General features: G+C 59.4%; 17 protein-coding genes and 1 tRNA gene. 13 read left to right on the top strand and 5 right to left on the bottom strand.

The features are described from left to right. Positions 1–6: 6 nt before the first annotated feature. Positions 7–144 carry a hypothetical protein gene (locus J2W40_RS15535; RefSeq protein ID WP_310226451.1) on the bottom strand — a complete coding sequence of 46 codons (138 nt, stop codon included), beginning with the start codon at positions 142–144 and terminating at the stop codon, positions 7–9. A 185-nt stretch (positions 145–329) separates the two neighbouring features. On the opposite strand from J2W40_RS15535, the gene J2W40_RS15530 reads away from it, so the two are divergent. The 7 genes from J2W40_RS15530 to mobF all read left to right on the top strand — a co-directional run bounded on the left by J2W40_RS15530 (position 330) and on the right by mobF (position 7,661). After that, positions 330–404, top strand: a tRNA-Gly gene (locus J2W40_RS15530). 195 nt (positions 405–599) lie between these two features. After that, positions 600–1,451, top strand: a complete 852-nt coding sequence (locus J2W40_RS15525) for a hypothetical protein (protein ID WP_310226449.1) — start codon at positions 600–602, stop codon at positions 1,449–1,451. A 178-nt stretch (positions 1,452–1,629) separates the two neighbouring features. After that, the gene (locus J2W40_RS15520; protein ID WP_058455958.1) at positions 1,630–1,797 is read left to right on the top strand and encodes a helix-turn-helix domain-containing protein; all 168 of its coding nucleotides are present in this window, start codon (positions 1,630–1,632) and stop codon (positions 1,795–1,797) included. Positions 1,798–1,870: 73 nt separating this feature from the next. Beyond that, complete coding sequence (locus tag J2W40_RS15515; RefSeq protein ID WP_310226445.1) at positions 1,871–2,419, top strand: hypothetical protein; 549 nt, start codon at positions 1,871–1,873, stop codon at positions 2,417–2,419. A gap of 207 nt (positions 2,420–2,626) precedes the next feature. Then, positions 2,627–2,995 carry a hypothetical protein gene (locus tag J2W40_RS15510; RefSeq protein ID WP_310226443.1) on the top strand — a complete coding sequence of 123 codons (369 nt, stop codon included), beginning with the start codon at positions 2,627–2,629 and terminating at the stop codon, positions 2,993–2,995. Then, positions 2,992–4,890 carry a type IV secretion system DNA-binding domain-containing protein gene (locus J2W40_RS15505; RefSeq protein ID WP_310226441.1) on the top strand — a complete coding sequence of 633 codons (1,899 nt, stop codon included), beginning with the start codon at positions 2,992–2,994 and terminating at the stop codon, positions 4,888–4,890. The genes J2W40_RS15510 and J2W40_RS15505 overlap by 4 nt, the downstream gene beginning before the upstream one ends. After that, the gene (gene mobF / locus J2W40_RS15500; RefSeq protein ID WP_310226439.1) at positions 4,890–7,661 is read left to right on the top strand and encodes a MobF family relaxase; all 2,772 of its coding nucleotides are present in this window, start codon (positions 4,890–4,892) and stop codon (positions 7,659–7,661) included. The genes J2W40_RS15505 and mobF overlap by 1 nt, the downstream gene beginning before the upstream one ends. Before the next feature lie 49 nt (positions 7,662–7,710). Here the strand turns inward: mobF and J2W40_RS15495 are convergent, their stop codons facing one another. After that, positions 7,711–8,196, bottom strand: coding sequence for a hypothetical protein (locus J2W40_RS15495; RefSeq protein WP_310226436.1), 486 nt, complete (start codon positions 8,194–8,196; stop codon positions 7,711–7,713). Between the two features lie 34 nt (positions 8,197–8,230). Then, entirely contained in the window at positions 8,231–8,470 is a 240-nt protein-coding gene (locus J2W40_RS15490) for a hypothetical protein (RefSeq protein ID WP_310226434.1), read from the bottom strand. A 159-nt stretch (positions 8,471–8,629) separates the two neighbouring features. On the opposite strand from J2W40_RS15490, the gene J2W40_RS15485 reads away from it, so the two are divergent. The 4 genes from J2W40_RS15485 (at position 8,630) to J2W40_RS15470 (ending at position 13,695) form a co-directional block, all read left to right on the top strand. Next, on the top strand, positions 8,630–9,550 hold the full coding sequence (locus J2W40_RS15485) for a nucleotidyltransferase and HEPN domain-containing protein (protein ID WP_310226686.1): 921 nt from the start codon (positions 8,630–8,632) through the stop codon (positions 9,548–9,550). Between the two features lie 220 nt (positions 9,551–9,770). After that, positions 9,771–10,262 carry a hypothetical protein gene (locus tag J2W40_RS15480; protein WP_310226432.1) on the top strand — a complete coding sequence of 164 codons (492 nt, stop codon included), beginning with the start codon at positions 9,771–9,773 and terminating at the stop codon, positions 10,260–10,262. Beyond that, positions 10,259–10,771: an RNA polymerase sigma factor gene (locus J2W40_RS15475; protein ID WP_310226429.1), complete on the top strand. Its 513-nt coding sequence runs from the start codon at positions 10,259–10,261 to the stop codon at positions 10,769–10,771. Before J2W40_RS15480 ends, J2W40_RS15475 begins: the two co-directional genes overlap by 4 nt. 200 nt (positions 10,772–10,971) lie before the next feature. Next, complete coding sequence (locus tag J2W40_RS15470) at positions 10,972–13,695, top strand: DNA methyltransferase (protein WP_310226427.1); 2,724 nt, start codon at positions 10,972–10,974, stop codon at positions 13,693–13,695. A 1-nt stretch (position 13,696) separates the two neighbouring features. Here the strand turns inward: J2W40_RS15470 and J2W40_RS15465 are convergent, their stop codons facing one another. Next, positions 13,697–14,245, bottom strand: a complete 549-nt coding sequence (locus tag J2W40_RS15465) for a hypothetical protein (RefSeq protein ID WP_310226424.1) — start codon at positions 14,243–14,245, stop codon at positions 13,697–13,699. On the opposite strand from J2W40_RS15465, the gene J2W40_RS15460 reads away from it, so the two are divergent. Beyond that, the gene (locus J2W40_RS15460; protein WP_310226420.1) at positions 14,234–16,108 is read left to right on the top strand and encodes a protein NO VEIN domain-containing protein; all 1,875 of its coding nucleotides are present in this window, start codon (positions 14,234–14,236) and stop codon (positions 16,106–16,108) included. The two genes, J2W40_RS15465 and J2W40_RS15460, sit on opposite strands and share 12 nt — an antisense overlap. Here the strand turns inward: J2W40_RS15460 and J2W40_RS15455 are convergent. Then, positions 16,105–16,509 (bottom strand): hypothetical protein, encoded by a 405-nt coding sequence (locus tag J2W40_RS15455; protein WP_310226418.1) that lies wholly within the window; start codon positions 16,507–16,509, stop codon positions 16,105–16,107. The two genes, J2W40_RS15460 and J2W40_RS15455, sit on opposite strands and share 4 nt — an antisense overlap. A 327-nt stretch (positions 16,510–16,836) precedes the next feature. Between J2W40_RS15455 and J2W40_RS15450 the strand changes: the two genes are divergently transcribed. Next, the gene (locus J2W40_RS15450; protein ID WP_310226415.1) at positions 16,837–20,532 is read left to right on the top strand and encodes an ATP-dependent DNA helicase; all 3,696 of its coding nucleotides are present in this window, start codon (positions 16,837–16,839) and stop codon (positions 20,530–20,532) included. Positions 20,533–21,235 lie beyond the last annotated feature (703 nt).

The following is a 21,235-nucleotide window of genomic DNA, read 5'->3' as shown; positions in this document are numbered from 1 at the left end:
CGGCTGTCATACGAAGGGCGGCGGCAAATGATCCCTGCCGATGCAGGAAATATGATCGACAAGGTGCGGCAGCGCAAGCGCACCTAATGACAGGCCGAAGGGACCGGCGCGATAGCCGGACAGCGAGTCGGACAATGGTTTCATATTTTGACGCTGGGGGGCGCGGGGCGGCCGAGGGCGTCGAACGGGGCGAAAGTGGCGCAAAACCAGGCTTTTCCGCACGTTCAGCAAGGAATTTCATATTTGTGCAATTCTCCCCTTGCCGATCCCCAAAAGCGCTGCTAGTTCCCCGCCACCCGCCGAGAGGGACACATCCTCCGGCCGCCAGAGCGGGCGTAGCTCAGGGGTAGAGCACAACCTTGCCAAGGTTGGGGTCGAGGGTTCGAATCCCTTCGCCCGCTCCAGTTTTTCCTATAAAATCAGCCATTTAGGCAGCACGACGCCCGGCGCTGTTTGATGCGTGTTTCGTCGGGCTACCACCGGGCTACCACGGCTGCGAGCCATTCACCGCTGTCTGGCGTTGTGTTTTGGTGGCCGAGCAAGTGTTTGTAATTGGCTCTCCTTCACGGCAGTATTATCGCTTGCCCGAGGAGAAGCCGGTGGATGACCGAACGGAAGTTTTGCCGCTCCGCAGGGTTGCAGCCCGCTTCATCAACACCGATGAGCAGACTGGCCTTGCCGAGCTTGACCGCATCACGGCGGATGCCTCGCGCGCCATCCAGAAACGATACTGGCTCTGGTCAACCTCATTTGCGGCCACCGCTTTCGCGACAACCGTTACCCTTCTTCCTGGGCTGGCCCTCACTTTCGATGAGGCGCCCGGCGCCGATGTAATCAGGCTGATTGGATTAGGCTGTGCTGGATTGATGATGGCGGTTGGCACATCCTGGCGCGTGTTTCAATACGGCGGGATGCAGGCATATACGCCGCAGAATCCCGTTTATGCGGACCCGGAAGACTCTGCTGTCCGCAATCTGGAACGGCTGTTCGCTATCCTTCAACTCGAAACGTCGCCGCCGGCCTTTTACCTCACCCGAAACGGGGCGCGCCACTACGTTGACCATCGCTATTTCTTCGGAAAGCTTCGCGCCGCCCATGTGGCCAAGGGCAGCACGATCCGCAACGCGCTCTTCGGCCCTGCGGGCCTCTGGTTCGACCGCGAATTGTTCCTTGAGGTGGACGTCGGCAAACTGATCGCTGACGCCAAGGCCAAACCGAGTCGCAAGGGGGCGCCGAAGCAGTACGATCATACCAATGCGATCATCGCGCTGATTGATCACCCTAAGGTGCGGTCGCTCGACATATCGAAGAAGCGCGGCAATCAGAGGGAAATCATCGAGCTTCTCGAAGATTGGTATCGCAGCAGGCGCCTGAAGGTGCCCAGCGAGACGCAACTGGCGCCTTACGCAAACCAAATTCTGGAGACGATCGCGAAAAATCGTTCGTCTTAATACCACGCCCACTTACCGAGGAATCGCGTATTTGCGTGGTTTCCGGAGGTAGGTAATTACCGGGGAATAGCAACGAACGGCAGATTTCCGGTGCATCCACATGCTGTTGGAACCGTCGGCGCTTAGCTGCAAATGATCCTGTCGCCCGCCGCATCGCGGCACTCCAACGGAGGCGACAATGGATGAACTCGCATACTCGATTAACCGCACGGCCAAGGCGCTCGGCGTCGGCCGCAGCACGATCTACAAGCTCATCAAGACCGGACAGGTCGATGCCCTCAAGATCGGAACGCGGACGCTGATCACGACCGCGTCGATCAGACGGCTGACCCAGACTCAGGCTTAGGCCTGATCCCACCGAGGGCGACTCGTCGCCCACCATCCCACCGACACACCCCATTTTGTTGAAAGGACGCCGCATGTCCATTCTGCGCAAAGCCGTCGACCGACTCGCCACCCTTTTTCGCTTTGACCACAAGGTCGTCCTGCGTTTCGCGGTCGATCGATACAACGCACCCTATGTCATTCCGCTCATAGAGAAGCTGATCGCTGACGGTGAAGACGGAGATACCTACCGGTCCGCGCTAGCTGCGTGGAGCAGGGCAGAGCGCCCCCCGCTTGCTCTCTATGACGGCGAAACCAGCTTTTGCCGAATCGATGGTCCGTACCAGTGGGCGGGCAACCATGTTTTCCCGCTGGGTGGTCTCGTTCTCAGCTCCGGCGTCACAGCCCACCTCGATCCTTATCAGGCGAGCGATCTTCATTTTCAAATGCGGGCCGCGATCGAGCGGGCTATTCAAGCGTGGGTTGCCGATAACGGTCTGCGCGAATGTCCTATGACGCCAGTAGCTTTTGATCGCGAGGCTGCCGATCGCAAGGCCAAGACGATGATCGCGGCAAGGGGCGACATCTTCGATCAGGATCGCATGGTTGCAGCTCCCCGTAAGGAGGGTCCCGATCATGTCTGAGACGACCCTCTTTCAGGCTAGGTTGCGGGGCCGCGATGCTACGCATCGGACCCGTAATTTGGATACACACCTCACGCACGGGTGCATCAAGCTTTTTCGCCACTTTTCGAGGGTGCGATCAGAGTGCGCCCCGCCATTGCTTCGCCGCAGTGACGCTTTTCCGCTAAAATCCGAGGGTGCGATCCGCACCCTCAGAGAGGCGGCGCGATGAAGACCGTCCAACACTCTGTCCGCCTACCCGCGGCGCTCGACACGGCGCTTCGCGCGCTTGCCGACCGGCAGGGCAAGACAGTTTATGCGATGCTCCGCCGCTGCGTGAAGACAGGGATCGACGGTCAGGAAAATCCCCCAGTCAGCCGGGCCGACGATCGCGAACTGGTCGCCGAGGTGGCGTCGATGAGCACGCGCCTCGCCGATGTTGAGCGCATGCTTGACCGCACCTTGCACACGGCCTGCGCTGCCTATTGCTATGCGCGCAGCGCCGCGATGGGCGGCGGCAAGAGCGACGAGGTCATCACCGCCGAGACTCAGCGGGCTTATGATCGGCAACGGGCGGCAGCGGAGGAACGGCCATGAGCGAGCCTCACGATCTCCGGCTCCATGCCGAGACGCTGCGGCGTCACCTTCGCTACAGCCAGACGCGGCGGTTCAAACGACAGTTCGCGACCATGGTCTCGTCGATCGCGCTGGGCGGTTTGGCCGCTCCCTATCTGATGCTCGACCCGAGCATCCTTCGGGATACCGGCACCCATTATCATGCGAAGATGCTGTCATGGTTTGCAGGCGACGGCGGCGATCCCGGGATAGTGATCCGGTATGAGGGGGCGGACTATCTGACTCCCGCCCGTACGGTCGCGACCGATCCTTATTTTGTTCGCCGGGCGAGCATCACCAAGTCGTTTGTCATGCGCGGCACCATGCTGGGCTTTATTGCATGGCTGTCGAGCCTGTTCCTGCTCCGCGATGTCGCGGCGCGTCGGCGCGAACGCGCGCTACGCGATCGCGTGATCGACGGCACGAAGGTGACGACCGAGAAGGAGCTTGTGAAGCTGGCGCGAGCCGAAGCCGGTTCGCATCCGCTGGCCATCGGTCCCGTCCCCTTTCCCCGACGCCTCGAAACGCGGCACATGGCGATGGTCGGCACGACCGGCAGCGGCAAGACGACAGTGCTGCGCCAGATGCTCGACGGGATCGCCGCGCGCGGGGAAGCGGCGCTGGTCTATGACACCAGCGGCGAATTCATCGCCCATTATTACCGCCCCGAGTGCGGCGACATCATCCTCAATCCGTTCGATGCCCGCTGCGTCTATTGGTCGCCCTTCGCCGAGATCGCCCATCCCGCCGACGCCGATCGCATCGCGCAGCAGCTCGTCACCGAGACCGGGAAGCAGGACGACGACGTCTGGCTGGAAACGAGCCGTATCCTCGTCGCCAACATGATCCGGGAACTGTGGAAGGAAAAGAAATGCACGCTGCCCCATCTGCTTGAGGCGCTGCAGAAGATGGACAAGGACAAACTCAAGACATGGCTGAAGGACACGTCGTCGGCGCGCACCTTCTCCGACGACGCCGACCGGGCCACTGGCAGCGTGCTCTTCATGCTCGCGAAGGCCGCGAACCTGATCCAGTTCCTTCGGATGCCAGAGGAAGGTGAGAAGGTCTTTTCGTTCCGGGAGTTCATCGCCGGGCTTGACGAAACGAAGGGCGCCAAGCCGTGGATCTTCGTGCCGCGGAAGGAAGAGCAATTTGCGGCATTGAAGCCGCTGCTCGCCTGCTGGCTCGAATGCGCCGCGAGTGCCATGCTGGGCCTTGCTCCTTCATCGGGCCGCCGCGTCTGGTTCCTGCTCGACGAGCTTGCCGACTTGCCCCGCGTCGACAATCTGACTCGCCTATTGCCTGAGGGCCGCAAGTTCGGGGCGGCGGTCGTGCTGACCTTCCAGGGCGTCGGCCAGATGCGGCATCGCTACGGCGACGATCTTGCCGAATCCATGCTCGGTTGCTGCAACAGCAAGCTGTTCTTGCAGATGGGCGACGGCGAGTCCCGGCGCTGGGCGAGCGACACGATCGGCACCTGCGAGGTCGAGATCCAGACCATGACCGGCGCGCTTGGCGATGGCGACGACAAGCCACGGATGACGCTCGGCCGCCAGCGCAAGACCCGGCCCGCCGTGTTCGAAAGCGAACTCCGCCTCGCACGCTATGAGGGCTATTTGCTGTTCCCCGATGGGCTTCCCGTCGCGCGTATCGCGCTCACCGCCGACCATATCGAGAAACGCGGCGAGCCGCGCCAGCCTGCGTTTGTCGCCGCGAACCCGGATACGACCCTCTGGCACCGGCCGTTGGATACGGCGCCCACAGATGAGCCCGACAGCGCTGTTCCGCCCCCGGCCAAGAGACAGGTCGTCGAAAAGCCGAAGGCAGGGAAGAAGCCGCCGACACCCCCGCCCGCAGACGATGGTGGGCCGATCTGATGGTCGCGTCGGTATCGGCGCTGACCAGCTCAGCGCAGGCGAGCAGCTACTATGAGGCTGACGATTATTACACCGACGGCGGGCTGTCGCCGTCCGAATGGCACGGCAAGGCTGCCGAGGAGCTTGGGCTGTCGGGTGACGTCGATCGCGACGCCTTCCGCGAACTGCTCGACGGCAAGGTCGCGGGCCAGCAACTCGGCACGGTTCGTGACGGCCAGCTCGAACATCGGCCCGGCTGGGATGTGACGCTGAGTGCGCCCAAGTCGGTGTCGATCATGGCCGAGGTCGCCGGCGACCGACGGCTGATCGAAGCGCATGGGGAGGCAGTGAAGACCGCGCTGGCGCATGTCGAGACGCATATGGCCGCGACCCGGGTCCGGCACGGCGGCAGCGTGAGCCGCGAGGCGACGGGCAATCTCGTTGTCGCGAGCTTCCAGCATGGGACCAGCCGGGCGCAGGACCCGCAGTTGCACACCCATAATGTCATCATGAATGCCACGCGGGGCGAGGATGGATCGTGGCGCAGCCTGGAACCGCGTGCGATCTATCAGCTCCAGAAGCAGATCGGCGCCATCTACCGGCAGGAGCTGGCCTTGAAGGTCCGCGAGCTTGGCTATGAGATTGCGCCGGGCAAGGAGTCGATGTTCGAGATCAAAGGCGTCTCGGCGGACGTGATGGCGGCGTTCAGCACCCGCAGCGCCGAGATCGAAGCGGCGCTTGGCGAGCGCGGAACGACGCGCGAGGAGGCCAGCGCCGCCGAAAAGCAGGTCGCCGCGCTCGATACGCGGCAGGCCAAGGTGGCGACCGATCATGGCTCGCTCGTCGCCGACTGGCGCGAGACCGCCGACCGAGCGGGGTTCGATGCCGATGCCCGGCTTTCGCTGGTGCGCGAGGCCGAGGTCAGGGCGGCGAGCGGCCTTCACCTTCGCGATCCATCGATCGCCGATCGCGCCGTCGCCCATGCTGCCGACAAGCTTGGCGAGCGGCAGTCGGTGTTCTCGGTTGCGGCGCTGCACGAGGAAGCGGGGCGGGTTGGACTCGGGAAGGTCGGCTATGCGGAGATTGGCGACGCGATCGGGCGGGCGACAAAGGAGGGTGAACTGGTCGATCGCACCTTCGTCGATCGGCGCGGCGCCGCGTTCACAGGGTTCACGACGCGGCAGAATATAGCCGCCGAGAAGACACTGCTTCGGATCGAAGCGCACGGGCGCGGCGCGTTCGCGCCCATCGCCTCGCCGCTTGCCGCCGCCAAGGCAGTCGCGGGAGCGGCGGCGAAGGCGGAGCGGTCCGGCTTTGGCTGGAATGCTGACCAGAAGGCCGCGACCGAGCAGCTTCTTACCAGCCGCAATCGGATCACCGCGGTCCAAGGCTATGCCGGGACCGCCAAGACGACGACGGTGCTGGCGACCTTCGCGCGCGAGGCCGAAGCGCGCGGTGTGTCGGTGGTCGCGCTGGCGCCGACCGCATCGGCGGCGATGACACTCGGCGAGGCGCTCGGCACGCGCGGCGATACCGTGGCGCGCCATTTGCTCGTGCCGGAAGGTTCGGCGCCCGGTCAGCCGGTCGCATGGATCGTCGACGAAGCCTCGCTCTTGTCGGCGCGCGATACGGCGCGGCTGTTCGAGTTGGCCGAAAAGCATGATGCCCGCCTCGTCCTCGTTGGCGATGTGAAGCAGCTTGGATCGGTCGAAGCCGGCGCTGCGTTCGCGCAGCTTCAGAGAGCAGGGATAGAAACTGCCACGCTTGGTGAGATCGTCCGGCAGACAAACAGCGCGACAAGAGACGCCGTTCTGGCGTCGATCGAGGGCGACGCGAAGAAGGCGCTCGCGGCTCTCGATCGCGGTGGCGGCGCGATCGTCGAGGGCGCCGACCGTGGCGAGCGCTTCGCCGCGATCGCCGAGCGCTATGCCAGTCTGGACAGGGCGAGCCGTGCCCGAACGCTAGTCATCGAACCTTCGCGTGAAGGCCGCGATGCCTTGACCGCTGATATACGTCAGGCGCTAGGCCGAGCGGGCGCACTCAGGGGGCCTGCGGTGGCCGTGGAAAGTCTCGTCAACAAGGGGCTGACCCGTGCCGAAACGCGCGACCCGCTGAGCTATGACAAGGGCGACGTCGTCCGCTTCACGCGGGATTATGCCGACAAGGGCGTCGCGCGTGGCGAGGCGTTCCGGGTAGAAGGCGTCAATCCGGCCAAGGCAGCGGTCGCGCTGCGATCGGAAGACGGACGCGAGATCGACTGGCGCCTACGCCAATGGGGTGCCGGCAATGTGCAGGTGTTCGAGGCACAGCGTCTCGAACTGCGCGCCGGCGACAGCATTCGGTTCACCCGTAACGATCGCGAGGCGGGTCGCGTGAATGGGGCACGCGCGGAGGTGACGGCAGTCGATGTCGATGCCAAGACTGCGACCGTGCGGGGTTCGCAAGGGCAGGTCCAGACGTTGCATGTCGATGCGGGGCGAGACCGGCATATCGCGCATGGCTATGTTGACACCGCCTTCGCGGCGCAGGGACGGACCGCCGATCACGTCATCATTCACGCCGACAGCCGCGCCACCAATCTCGTGGACCAGAAGAGCTTCTATGTCGGCATCTCGCGCGCGAAGCAGTCAGCGACTATCTTCACCAATGACCGCGCGAAGCTGGTTTCGGCGATCAATGAACGCGCTGGCGCCGTGCAGACGGCAATCGCGCATGCTGCCATGCCGGCGGCCGATGCTCAAAAAACAGCGGGCTCGGCATTAGCCAAATCCCTTGCCGCATTCGGCCTTTGACATCTCAGCCGAGGGTGCGCTGGCCGCGAGCTTTCGTCGGGTGTCGCGGTCACGGCAGTTCCAGACCAAACTCGGTACGCCACCATTCTCGGTTCTCGCCGGTGTCGATCACCCTGCAGTCGAGGCGTTCCAAAGCGGGATTGGAGATCATTGAGAAGGCAAAATGAATCTTGGAAAGCCACCCAAGTGACGATTGTAAATCTTCCCAAGAGATCGATTGCTTCAGGCCGTTCAACTCCCAACTCAACGTGGCAGGCGCATCGCCGACGGATCCCATAATTCCGATCAGCCCGTGGCAAATCCCGTTGCGGATATCCAACTGCCCCTGAAGTCGCGATCTGAGAGTTGCCGCCAGCAAGGCACACAGCGAGTCCGCTGGCTGCGCCTCGACGACAGCGTCTTCCCAAGTTCTTACGGCGCCTTTGATGCCGTGTGCCTTGGCCGGGAGAAATCCCAAAAGGCGAACGACGTCATCGCGGGCAGATCGTTCAATCCTGGACCAGATCAGAATCAACGATCCTATCGCGCCGCTCATCTGATTGAATGTCACATCCAATGGATTTTCATCCCTAATCGCCAATACATGGCAGGTCGGGCCAAGACCACAGAGGTTCAGAATCCATCCCTTCTACGTGTGCGATCATTTCGGGAGCGATCGAAGGCGGACCAGGCGGGTCAAATAGTTCGTCGAAAAAGTCGCCGAACCAGCGTTCGAACACGGCAACCTCCGCTTCCGTGACGGGAATCGGATCGGGAAAATCGTTGACCACGGTCCAAGTCGAGAGGTCGTGTTTCGGCGGTCTGCCCATGTATTTTCCTCACCCATGCTTAGAGGCCAGGTGCTGAGCCTGCCCAAGTTTCAGGGTCTTTCCAACTGCTTCCCCGAAAAACGGTCTTCGGCAGAGCTGTTCACCGGCTACCCGATTGTCCTTGCCAAACCACTACAGTTTCTCGAAGATTCCAAGAGCATGCGAACAGACGTCGATCACCTTCCTGCCGCCAAGCAGCGCGAGCTAGAGCGCGTTGTCGAGACCATCTTTGACGAGTTTCGCAGCGCCACGGAAAATGCGACCGGGCCGCGCAAGGGCGCGCGTATTCTCAAGATCATCCTGTTTGGCAGCCACGCGCGGGGCGACTGGGTCGATGCGCCGCTGTCGGCGAACCAGTATAAATCCGACTATGACATCCTCGTCATCGTCAGCCAGAAAGAGATGACCGACCGCGCCGCCTATTGGGCGACTGCCGAGGAACGTCTCATTCGCGCTTACACGATCGAGAAAACGCTACACACGCCGGTCAATTTTATCGTCCACAGCCTGCACGAGGTAAACGACGGGCTCTCGCATGGTCGTGTCTTCTTCATGGAGGTCGCGAAAGATGGGATCGCGCTTTACGAAGCCGATGACCGAGAACTGGCCACGCCGAAGCCCAAGACACCGGAACAGGCGCTCGAAACGGCGCGGGAATATTTTGAGGAATGGATGCCGAGCGCAGCCGGTTTTCTCGATACCTCGAAATATGCGCGTAGCCGCGGCAGACTCAAGGAATCTGCGTTTCAACTGCACCAAGCGACTGAACGGCTTTACGGATGTTTATTGCTGACCCTGACCTTCTACACGCCGTACAACCATAATATCGCGTTCCTGCGATCACTCGCCGAAGGGCTTGACCGTCGCCTCTACGGCATCTGGCCAGACGCCACGCATCGTGAGCGAGCAAAGTTCCAGAAGCTGAAGGAAGCCTACACCAAGGCAAGATACGCGAAGCACTACAAAATTAGCGAAGATGAGCTGATCTGGCTTACCGATCGCGTCGAAGAACTTGGCCGCGTCGTCCATCAGGTATGCTCGGACCAAATCGCCGAGCTTGAGGCGGCGGCGCACCGATAGGCGCCGGGCCGGACCCCGCTTGCCGGGACTCCCGTATTCTGGCATAATCCGCCTCACGGAATGGAACGACTGGCGGCCATTCCGGGGATAATCCTGCCAGGCATCATGTAGGTCCGGCCGCGTGTCGGACGGTTGCTGATCGCCGCTTCGGCGGCACCACAGCGAACACCGCTTGCCCATCCGCGCGCAATTGCGCGGACCGCCGCGGTGCGAGCTGCAAATGACACCCCCAACAACCGACGTTTATGCGCGCGAGGTCGTGATGGCGCGGGTCGGCCATCTCATCCGGCGCAAGCAGTGCGAAATCGAGCGCATCACCCGCATCCTGCGTGGCATCTTCGACCCGTCGCAGGTTCAGGCGCCCGAGCCGGGACGGATCAAACGAATCATTCTGATCGGTCCCTATGCACGGCGATCCTGGTACGAAGACAGCCGAACGATCGAATTTTCCGATTATGAATTCTGGGTCGTCGTCAATCATCCGCTCTTCACCGACGAGCGCTGCTGGCGACGAGCACGAGCAACAATCGACCGCGAACTGGGCAGTCGGTGCGCCGTCGATATCGAGATTTATTCGAAGTCCGACATTCGCGCGGCCAAGGCCGAGCGCGACACTTTCATCCTCAACCGGATCGAGGCCGGTATCACCCTTTACCGCGCCGCGCGGGATGCTCCGCTGCCCACCCGAGGAAAGCGGGAGGAACGGCTATGACCAACCGCGGTCCGTTCGTGTCCTTCGATCAATTCTACCGCCTCGAGAATCGGCAGCTGTTCCACTTCTTCAGGCGTCGCGTAGGCCGCGAGGAAGCCTCTGACCTCACGCAAGAAGCATTCACGAGAATGTTGCGGAACGGCGCATTCGAGCGGGTTGAAAATCCTCGCGCCTACCTTTTCCGTGCTGCTCACAATCTTGTGATCGAGCGCGCACGCCAGAGCAAACGCAAGGGAAAGGGGTTGTTTCCTTTCGATGAAGATCGTGATGCGCCAGCCGGCCCAGAACAGACGTTGGCAATGGAAGCATCGGATTTGCGGCGGGGTTTACGTCGCGCACTTCTTGCAATGCCCCGTCGCACACGGCGCATATTTCTAATGCACCGGTTACGACGCCAGACTTACCGGGAGATTGCGGAGGAAATTGGCATCCGCGAACAGGGAGTCGAGTACCACATGATGCGCGCCCTCGCCCGCTGTAGAAAAGCGGTCGCATTTCAGCGTTGGTGAACGGACAACCGATGAGAAATCCGCTTTTCGAACGATTGCCATCGCCTCAGCAGAAAAGGCAGTTCAAGGAGCCAACAAGATCGAGTGCGGCTTCGTTGATCGCGCTGACGCGTTATCGAGGTCGGCACGGTGGGATTTTACCCGCGTGCGCCACAGGCTCATGAAAATCTCGCGAAGCGCATTGCCACGAGTCTCCCGCTATGGTAGTTACACTCTTCAAGGGTGGACAAATAATGCAGCTTACTAAAACAGTATATTTTAGAGATTATCCGTCAGTAGGCCAAAAAAAATCTGGTCTTACTATATCGTTTCCAGATAAAGATGCTAAATTGTATGGCTATGTGGAGCCATTAAGTAGCTATTCTGTTCGACGTATTATAGGTTATGACCTATTTGCAGAATTAAATTCTGCAGCTGATAGGGTAGGTAGTCCTGTGGCAACCTATGTCAGAGCCCTTCTAAAGAAGGGTATCAATGGCAACCTTCAAGATTTTAGTTTAGATCGAAAGGCGGGATTGCAGGCAACCTTTCGCGGTGGCAAAGGCAGCCCTCTTCATGACTGGTTTCCTTATCTTGAAGGGTACTCCCCTGATTTTGTTGGTTCAATTATTTCCGAGTATGCGCCTAAGGCGGAAACTATTCTCGATCCCTTCTGCGGGTCTGGTACAACGGCTCTTGTCGCGGCTCTTAAAGGTCGCCGCGGCTTCTATACGGAAGTCAATCCGGTTTGCCAGTATGTAATTGCCGCCAAGGCTTCAGCCCTCTCTATGCCGAGCAGCAAGCGGCACAGCCTATCCACCCACCTTCTAGAAATTGGTGATGGGTTGAGCGCCCTTCTCAAAAAGAGCCAGCCCGACACCGCATTACGGTCTGCCTATGAAATGGCGTTCTCCGGCCGTCCTTCGTTTGACAATATTGCATTCGATCTGATCCTGCGTGCTAGAGCCCTGGCCGATCGGCTTGGCGCGGAAAATGCCGCCCTCGGCGTTCTCTTTACGGTTGCTGTGCTGCGCAGCCTCGTGCCTGGATCGCTGCTCATTCGACGGGGTGACCTTCGCTTCCGGACCGATGCAGAGCTCGCGCGAGAACGTCCTTGCTTCATGATGGCGCTTAAAAACAGCCTCCATATTATCGCCAGCGACCTCGACGACTGCGAAACGGCGAGCGGAACGGTGCAGTTTGTTGGTTCCGATGCGCGGCAACTGGCAGCCGAACTAAAATCGCCTGTTGATGCGATCATCACCTCGCCGCCCTATCTCAACGGCACTAACTATTTTCGTAATACAAAGCTGGAGCTCTGGTTTCTTCGGCAGCTTGCCTGCAAAAGCCATTTGCGCCGCTATCGGGATGCGGCAATTACATCCGGAATCAACGACGTCACGGTTAGAAAGTCGAGGGGCAACGGCGCAAGTGTTCTGCCAACGTTGCTGACGGACACGATAGAAGCACTTGTAGATAATGCTTACGATCAGCGAATACCGATGATGGTTGAAGCCTATTTCCGCGAAATGTCGATGGTCATTCAGAATCTAAGCCAAGTATCGCACCGGGATACGACGGTCGCGATAGACCTTGGGGATTCCTGCTACGGCGATATCTGGGTGCCGACGCATGATATTATCTGTGATCTAATGGCACAGCATGGGTTTGATCGCAGTGAACTCGTCGTGCTTAGGGAACGGCAATCGCGGGGAGGCAGTAGGCTTTCTCAGACATTGCAGGTATTCAAACCGAATTCGGGGCGGTGGTCAGGCATGATGAAAGAGCCGAAATCTACCACGCTAAAATCTGACATTCGAATGAAACGGTGGACGACTTTCCGGGAAAACTTGCCGCATCAGCGGGGTGAGATGGCCAAAAGAAACTGGGGTCACCCTTGGCATTCGCTGTGTTCCTACCAAGGAAAATTGAAGGCCTCGATTGCCCACACGTTGACGCATGCGCTCCTACCAGAGCGAGAAGGACGCATTCTGGATCCTTTCTCCGGAGTAGGCTCCATACCCTTCGAAGCCCGCTTGCAAGGACACACTGCGTTTGGTTTCGACATCAGTCCCGCGGCAATAGCGATTTCGCGAGCCAAACTGGAGACGGTCGACGAAGTTGAGGTTCGACGGGTTATGGACGACCTCGAAACCTATATCGACCGTCACAAATCTCGCCCGCTTAATAAAAAAGCTCTCGATACCATCCGGTTCAACGGGCCATTGCTCGCATACTTCCATCAGGAAACGTTGAAGGAAATCGCTGCCGCAAGAGCATTCTTTTTGCAGAATCCTCCCGAGACTGGTTCGCAGGCACTGGTCTTTGCTTCGATGCTGCATGTGCTGCACGGGAACCGACCCTATGCGCTGAGCCGCAGGTCGCATCCGATCACGCCGTTCGCACCGACCGGTGAGTTTGAGTATCGGCGGGTAATCGAAAAGGTCGGTCAGAAAGTCGATCGTGCCTTAATGCACGTGACAAGCAGAGACGTGCCGTCCGGCCGGTCGTTTGATCAGGATGCCACGGCAGCTTGGCCAGAAGATGTGACCGACCTCGATGCGATAATCACCTCTCCGCCCTTCTTCGATAGCACGCGCTTTCATACCGCTAACTGGATGCGCCTGTGGTTCGCCGGCTGGGACGCTCAGGATTTCGCAGAAAAACCGGAGATGTTTGTCGATGAGCGTCAGAAGCGCAGCTTCGCCATTTATGACTCGATTTTCGCTCAAGGTGCGGAGCGGCTGAAAAAGGGGGCATATTTTGCCGTGCATCTCGGCAAGAGCGCCAAATGCGACATGGCCGCGGCGCTAACCGCTATCGGAAGCAATTATTTAGACTTGGTGGATTCATTTGCGGAGAGCGTAGAGCACTGCGAAAGTCACGGCATCCGCGACAAAGGCACTGTCACGCATCACCAGTACCTGCTGTTCAAGCGGCGATAATCTATCGTAGCGCGTCCGCCGCCTTCCGCCAGTCTGGCGATATGCGAGCCGTCGTGTCCAGAAAATCGAATCCTGTCCGCTCGAGTATGCGGTTGCGTAACCGTAGCAGCTCGTTCGGATACCGGGCGAACTTCTCGAACAGCGTTTCGATGAAACTCGGATTCTTTAGCCAATTGAGCGCATCCGGGTTAAAGGCGGGGTCGCCGATCATGAGCCTGTAGTCGATCCCAGTCAGCGCTGAGAGTCTACGCAGTTCTTGATCCGTGTAGAAGGCGACGGGCCATTTTTCGGCCTTCTCACCATTGTGATCTCGACACAGCAGCGTCGCGTTATTTGTGGTCAGAGGCCAAAGATAATAGACAGGTAGGGTATGATCGAGATTGCCGACTTTTTGAGGCGCATCTCCGGAAAGATCGTCCGATAAGTCGATCCCGCACTTAAAGCATCGGCAAGAGAAGCGCTCATAAATCTCATTTATGTTGAGTTTGTTCGGCTCCTCAAACTGCGTATATAGTCGCCGCTTCTGGCTTGCCTCGCGATGCTGCTCCACCAGCCTCGTTTGATTTTTAACGCTGTTATAGACCTTTTTGCAAAGCGTACATTCGCCTTGCCGACCGCTATTTCGAGCCGTGTGGCGATCGAACTGATCGAGCGGCTTAAGCGCCCCGCAAATGATGCAATATTTAAAGCGCTGCGCGTCCCGCAGATAGTCGTCGTGAAGGATCTCGAAGGGACCATCCTCTATTTTCTGTCCATCTTTTATCAGATCGTAATCGTAAATCTTGATCGACTCGCTGGCAGCGTGCTCATATTTGCACGAATCGCACACGACAGAAAAATCGAGCCCAAGGCTGTCTTCGCGCACGAAAATGAAATGCGTGCAGTCCTTGTTGAGGCACTGAAACCCTCGAAACACGCGGTCTCCCATCCCGGCTACATGAGCGGGATTCTGGAAATTCTTCCGCGTGACCTTGGTGTAGCTCTTGCGCCGTGCCATCTTGCCTCTTCAAATCTCTTCTTTAGGGAATCAGAGCCGCCTGAGAATTTCAAGAGCAAGAATCGTTTGGGCATGATTTTCGGGGGGAGGCAGATGGACTTCGCGGCGCTCTTGGTGGCTTTAACGGCACGCCTTGATGAGGCGGACCGAGGAGATCGCGCCTGGTGGCTGCTGACGCGCGTACATTTGAGTGCGGTGCGGCTGCAACAGATTGTCGCCTACCTATTTGATGCAGGCGCTGGTATCGGGTTGGAGCTAACACCGGCGCACTACGCTAACCTCGCCACCATACTCGGCATCGGCACGGCCAATCCGGCTCAGGGCATCAACCGGCATTACTTTCTTGCAATGGACACGCCGCTGCGGTTGTTGGAACGAGCAGACGGAGTACACTGGAGCCGGGTCACTTTAACCAGTCACGGCATTGCACTGGCGACACATGCGGACACGTCCGGCATCTTTGAGACTCAACTTCGTAGCATCCGCTTCTGCCGAACGCCTTGGTATAATCAGCAGCGCGTCGACGAATATTCTGAGTTCGATGTCCGTCCGTATGATGCAATTCTTGCGGTGATGGCCGGTAGTGATGGATACGTCGATGTCGACGAGTTCGATCTTTTTGTCTCCCGCATTCGCAACGATGCGGAAATTGCAGACGCTATCGCATATATTGCTGTGTTCAGAACCCTCGATGACGAGCAAAAACAAAATCTTCGCAATCTCGTCTCGGATCGCATGCCCGCTGGCACCGGAAACGACCCACGCAAGCCCTACAACAACTGGCGGGATATGGGCCGGCACACCTTCTCTTTGCTTTCACTTGGTGAAAGCGCGGCGCAAGTCGATAACAGGCTCTATCTCACGTCCATGCTGGCGGCTCCGATCTTTCCTGGACCAGCAAATGGAGGCAACGGTGAGGCTGCGGCTGCTGCTGCGCCTGCTCCGCCAGCGCCGCAGCCGCCCGCCGCTACTGTTTTGCGTATCCCCGAGTCTCAAGCTCCGGATGAACTACTGACCCCGCCCGGCGTGCCTCAGACAAATAGTGGCGCGGAGGCTGAACTTCTTGTGAGCAAGATTTTTGCCGCCGCCGGATGGGAGGTAGTCTACTACAATCAGAAGCGCGGCTATGGATTTGATCTATGGGTTCGCAAAGACGGACAGGCATTTGTCATCGAAGTAAAGAGTTTTGTCGGGCAAGGAGGAGGCATCTCGCTTACAGCTCTTGAATACGAAGCTGCACAGCATCACGGCGAGAATTTCCTTCTGGTGATTGTCGAGAATGCCACTGGGAGTCGCCCAACGCTGCATGTGATCCAAAATCCGACCGCCACTCTGGCGTTTCATCAGGCGCAGATTTCGCAATTCACGGTCGGTCGGGTTGCATGGATCCAGGCGGCAGCCGAGCTGGAGCCTTAGCGCCGCAGGGCGTCAATCGAACGAAGCGTGCCATCGCTCTCGCGGTATTTCCAGTTGCCGTTCCAGATATTCTCGTTGCCAGCTGCGATCGACTCATTGAGTTGATTCAAGGTGGGATAAAGTCTCCCATCGTCTTCGCGCAGCCAAGCTCCGTTTGATGCTCGCGCGCGATACTCGCGGTGCTTGTATTTTCGAACAACCTCAAAGCCCTCAGGGAAATGCACGCCGTTGCGGCTGTCCAGAACGCCTCCAGAAGCTGCGGACTGGCTTTCAGGGGTTTGTGTATCCGGCGAACATTTGAGCAATCGGCGCAGGATCGCCTCCTCAGTCTCCTCGCCAGGTTTGCGCTGCGCCCAGATGGCGGCGAAAACATCGGTTGATACGGTGAGTGTACGGCTCATAGAACAAAACTTTCTGCTGAAAGCTATGAAATAGCAAATAGTGCTATTAGAGTCAACGCCGCTTTTTCGAGCCATCGGTGATGGCAAAGATTTATCGCTGGCCGGGTGAAAGCTTTTCGAAAAGCAAACCAGCGCCAATCACCCCATCTGTGCTCTGGAATGGGTTGCTGGCGGATGTTCTCCTATCTGGAACGGGAGCGGATGGCCGGAACAAGCGAGAAGTCGAGCACCGCCCAGTTTCAAGACCAAACGGGTTGATCGACTAAGTTTGCATTGCGCCGCCTGCTCAATCACTTAACATTCTGTGTAATTGTTTATGGGGGATCAATGACCTGGCACATTACGGCCCGCATGGCATGGCACGACCGCGGCTGGGATGGCCGCGTCTGCGATGACCCCGCTGCTAACAGCTATTGCACAGGCAGCCACTCGCTCCTCTCAGAGCGCCTTGCGCGCGAAAAGAGAACTGAATGCGAACGCCCATGTGCCGCGCTCGACGCTGACTTGCCCAGCTATCAGCCGCCCTGCTTCTGGACGTCATCCGCGTTCTCGCCAGAGCCAACGAAGGTCTTGCACCGTCATCCGTTCCCACAATATCGCGACGAAAAGCAGATCAGCGAGACGCTTGCAGCTAATTCGGTCTACACTTGGCCTTTCCGCCTCGCGATGACGCACGCTTCGCAAGACCGGCACGGAAATTACTTTCCCGACCTCGATGCCAGAATCACCCGATTTGTCGGCCGGCTGAGCCGCGGCCGCTCGCTTGTCTTCTTCTACCTAAACTACGATAATCCAATTTCCGCGGACGACTATAAGTATGCGCTGGTCGGGTGTGCCCGTCTGGTGGACGTCGCGACGAGCGGCGAGTTTTCGTTCGATGCCGAGGAGCTCGCCGGCATTCGCGGCTCCAAGCCGCGGATGAAGAATTTTCCAATCGGAAATTGGGCGTTGCAGCTGCAGCATGAAGGTGCCGCAAATGGTGTCGTATTACCCTACCATGCCTATCTCGACCACATTGCCGTCAATCCCGATGACGAAGCCAAGCTCGATGAAATCCGCGTACTTATCGACGAGCCGGCGCTGCTTCCGAACTTCAAATACGTCTCCGAGCAGGTCCATGACGACCATGCGCTTGCGCTGCTCTACAAGCTCAAACGCGCGCTGGCACGAGCTCAGGAGCATGGCATTGTCAACGTCGATGCGATGCTCGACCGGATCGAGGATTATATCGCCGACGCATGGGCCGACCGGGGTCTCTATCCGGGGCTCGGATCGGTGCTCAATGTCCTCGCTGACCTTGCGGAAGGCGAATATCAGATCGAAGGCAGCCGCGGCACCGCGCTTGCCACGGCGCTACGCGGCTCCCTCGACAACGATGAGGACCTGCTCGACGCAGCGATCGCGCTACTCGAATCCAAGGATCCCGTGCCGCCGACACTCACAATTCATAAGGGCACGGTGCGCGATGCGCGGGCAGGCTATCGGGACAACAAAAGCTTAAAGCCGCTGCTCCGCAAGCTGGCGCTATTCACGCTCACCCCGCGCCAAGTCGGGAGAATCTTATTTCCGGAGAGCGCCGGAAAACACGCTTTTGCCGGCCTCAGCCTGTCACACGACGACATCGCCAACAACCCTTATGTGCTGGCCGAAAGCTACATTCCCGCAAGCCGCAAGGGGAAGGAAGAACGCGAGGACCTCGATCGTGAGCAGCGCAGCGATGCCGCAATCGACTACGCCGTCATCGACATTGGCATGTTTCCCGATCATCGCCATCTCGAACGCCGCGATGACCTTCACGATCTAACGGTCGCTGGCCCCGAGCGCTTGCGCGCCTTTGCACATGAAGCGCTGACTGCTGCCGAGGGTCACGGACATAGCTTCGTATCGACGAGGACGCTGGTTGATTACGCCGCGCGCCATCCACTCTTCTATCGCGACAAGCTCAACGTCAGCGAAACACAGTTCCTGTCGGACGAGCATCTTGCCCATTTCCGCGAGCGGATGCATGTCGAAAATATCGACGGCGCCCACTTCTTCTATCTCCAGCGTGCTTGGCATGCCGAGTTAATTGTCACCCGCTTCGTAGATGAACGACTAAAGACGCCCTTGCTCAAGCGCGACCTTGGATGGATTCCCGGCTATGTCGCTGACGAGTCTGCCGCGCTCGCAGTCGAGATCGACGGCTTCGATACCGAGCGCTTCGAAGCGGAGCGCACTCAGATGATGACTGGCGCTATGACGCAAAGATTCTATTGCGCGACCGGCCGGCCCGGTTCGGGCAAGAGCCAAGCGATCGCCGAACTGCTCGAGCGCTTCGACACCGCGAACGAGCGTACGGTCGTGCTGACGCCCACGGGTAAGGCGGCGCTACGTCTCAATGCAGAGGCGCCGGACGATGCGACATGGCAGGCGGAGACGATCGACCGCTGGATCTGGCGCTCAGGCCTTGGTGATTATCTGAACGACGGCGCCGATTTGATGAATATGGCGCACGCACAGCGCTTCGAGCAATTTGACAACCTCGTCATTGACGAGATGTCGATGGTGAACCTCTATCACCTCGCCTTGCTTTTCCGTGCAATCGAAATCCATCAGCCGACATCGACGTTACGCGTGATCCTCGTTGGCGATGAGAATCAGCTGCCCCCAATCGGCTGCGGAAAGCCGTTTCACGACGTGATAACCTATCTGCGCGGCGATCCTGATTACCAGAGATCCAACACCATCCGCCTGACCGTGAACTGCCGCCAGCGACATGACTCGACCGTGCTCGACGCGGCGCACATCTTCACGGGTAAGAACCGCTATTACGAGGAGCTCTATTCTCAGCTACGCGAAGGTGGAAAAGTCAGCGAATATCTCGACGTTAAATACTTCAGCGGCGCGGCCGAATTGCAGTACCATATCGACGATTTCGTGACCACCGCGCTCGACGAGGCTGTGCCAGATCACCGCGACCGCACGCGGCAAGAATCATTCAACCTGCTTCTAAAGCTCTATGACAAGGGGCATGTCCCCGGCAACGACCCTACAGCGCTGGCATTGGACCGGGTGCAGTTGCTGTCACCATATCGCGGCGGCCCCACGGGAGCGCTGGGCCTCAGTAACTTCATCCGTGACACCTACCGTGCCGATGCCAAAGAAGCCGAGTCGCAACAAAATGAGGGGTTTGTCCATTCAGACAAGATCGTCCGCATTCGCAACCATTATGTGCGCAACAAGGAAACTGGACAGCGCGAATTGCGCCTTTCAAACGGCTCGGTCGGCGTGCTGTGTGGCAGCCGCAAGGGCTGGAAGGCGTTCTTCGCCGAGAGCAAGTGGTGGTTCGATTGGGGCTGGATGGATGCCGAAGATTTCGAACTCGCCTACGGTCTGACCGTTCACAAAGCGCAGGGCAGCGAGTTCGAGGAAGTGCTGGTCGTGGTCCCCGACCGCTGGGCGCTACTCTCACGCGAACTGATCTATACGGCAATGACGCGATCAAAGACGCGCCTTACTCTGCTGATCGAGAGGTCCAAACGCGCCAACCCGCTAGCGGTGGCGCGCGATCGCTCAGTTCTCGCGCAGCGTAACTCGTCGGTATTCGCTCGCCCGTTCGACGCTGCGCGGCTGTTCGAGCCGGAAAACGGCGTCAAGGTCCGCTCCAAGATCGAATATATGATCTATCAGGCATTGGTTGCCGGTCGCGACGCCGGTAAACTGAGCTTTAGTTACGAGACGGCGATCGACCTGCCATTCGGCGAGAAGATCGTGACCGTACATCCAGACTTCATCGTCCAGTCGGGCGGCAAGACCTATTATTGGGAACATCTCGGCATGCTCGACCGACAGGACTATGCCCGCGACTGGCGCGAGCGGCGACGCGCCTACGCCGCCGCTGGCTATGAAGATGTGCTGCTCACCACTGACGATCTTGCCGGCGTTCGCGCCGATCGGCTGGCTAGAATTGTTGAGCAGATAGCTTCGGGCACGCTTGCCGGGCACGCAGACATGGGATGGTCGCTGCACCATTACACTCTTTGACGAAACCGCCCCGCAGTTCGTCAGCGGCAGTCTCGCATTCCTGTGGGTGCCGTGGACGCTAGATTCTCTGCGCAACTAGTCCGCCGAGACTAAAGCCTTCAGCCCGCTCGCTATAGCTTATGGACAGACTGGCGTTGGGCAGGTGAGGGGAAAGTCTTCCCCTGACGGCCGAACCACGTTCCGTCCGTACCCCTTCCGCAGGGGGCTGGCCGCCCCCGCGACGCCCCTGAGATTGTGCGCGGTTACTGGTGGGCGCTCGCTGCCGGCGGCAGGCGCCGACAGGGATCGCGCGTCTGTCCTGACCGCGCTGCGCGCTCGGTCCGGCTACCTTGTCAGTGCGGCGGCTAAGCACATCTGCGCACGCACGCCGCACAGCCTGCGGCCGGTCCGAGATCGCGTATCTTCTCGCGATCCGTCCGAGCGGCGGATAAGTCTTCGCCGCTGACGATCATGTCGGCGCCGCGTTGAACGCGGCGGCGTTGTCGATCGGCCTCCGGTCTGTCGCTGGGTTGGCCGGCTCTCCCCTCTGGGCGCGTCCCGGCGTCCCGCAAGCCGCTGCGCGGCTCTTCCTCTTCGTTCCAGCCCTTCGGGTGCGGGCCGCCTTCCTGGGTAAGCGAGGTCTGACGGCCGCCTTGCGCGGCGCCCATTCGGGGGGATGATTGCCGCTCTTTGAGCGGGGTGGCCGATGTCGGACGAGATTGAG

The organism is Sphingobium xenophagum (genome assembly GCF_031457465.1).
In the GTDB taxonomy this organism is placed as follows: domain Bacteria; phylum Pseudomonadota; class Alphaproteobacteria; order Sphingomonadales; family Sphingomonadaceae; genus Sphingobium; species Sphingobium xenophagum_A.
The sequence above is the reverse complement of the archived record's forward strand: the minus strand, read 5'-3'. Positions and strand labels throughout refer to the sequence as shown.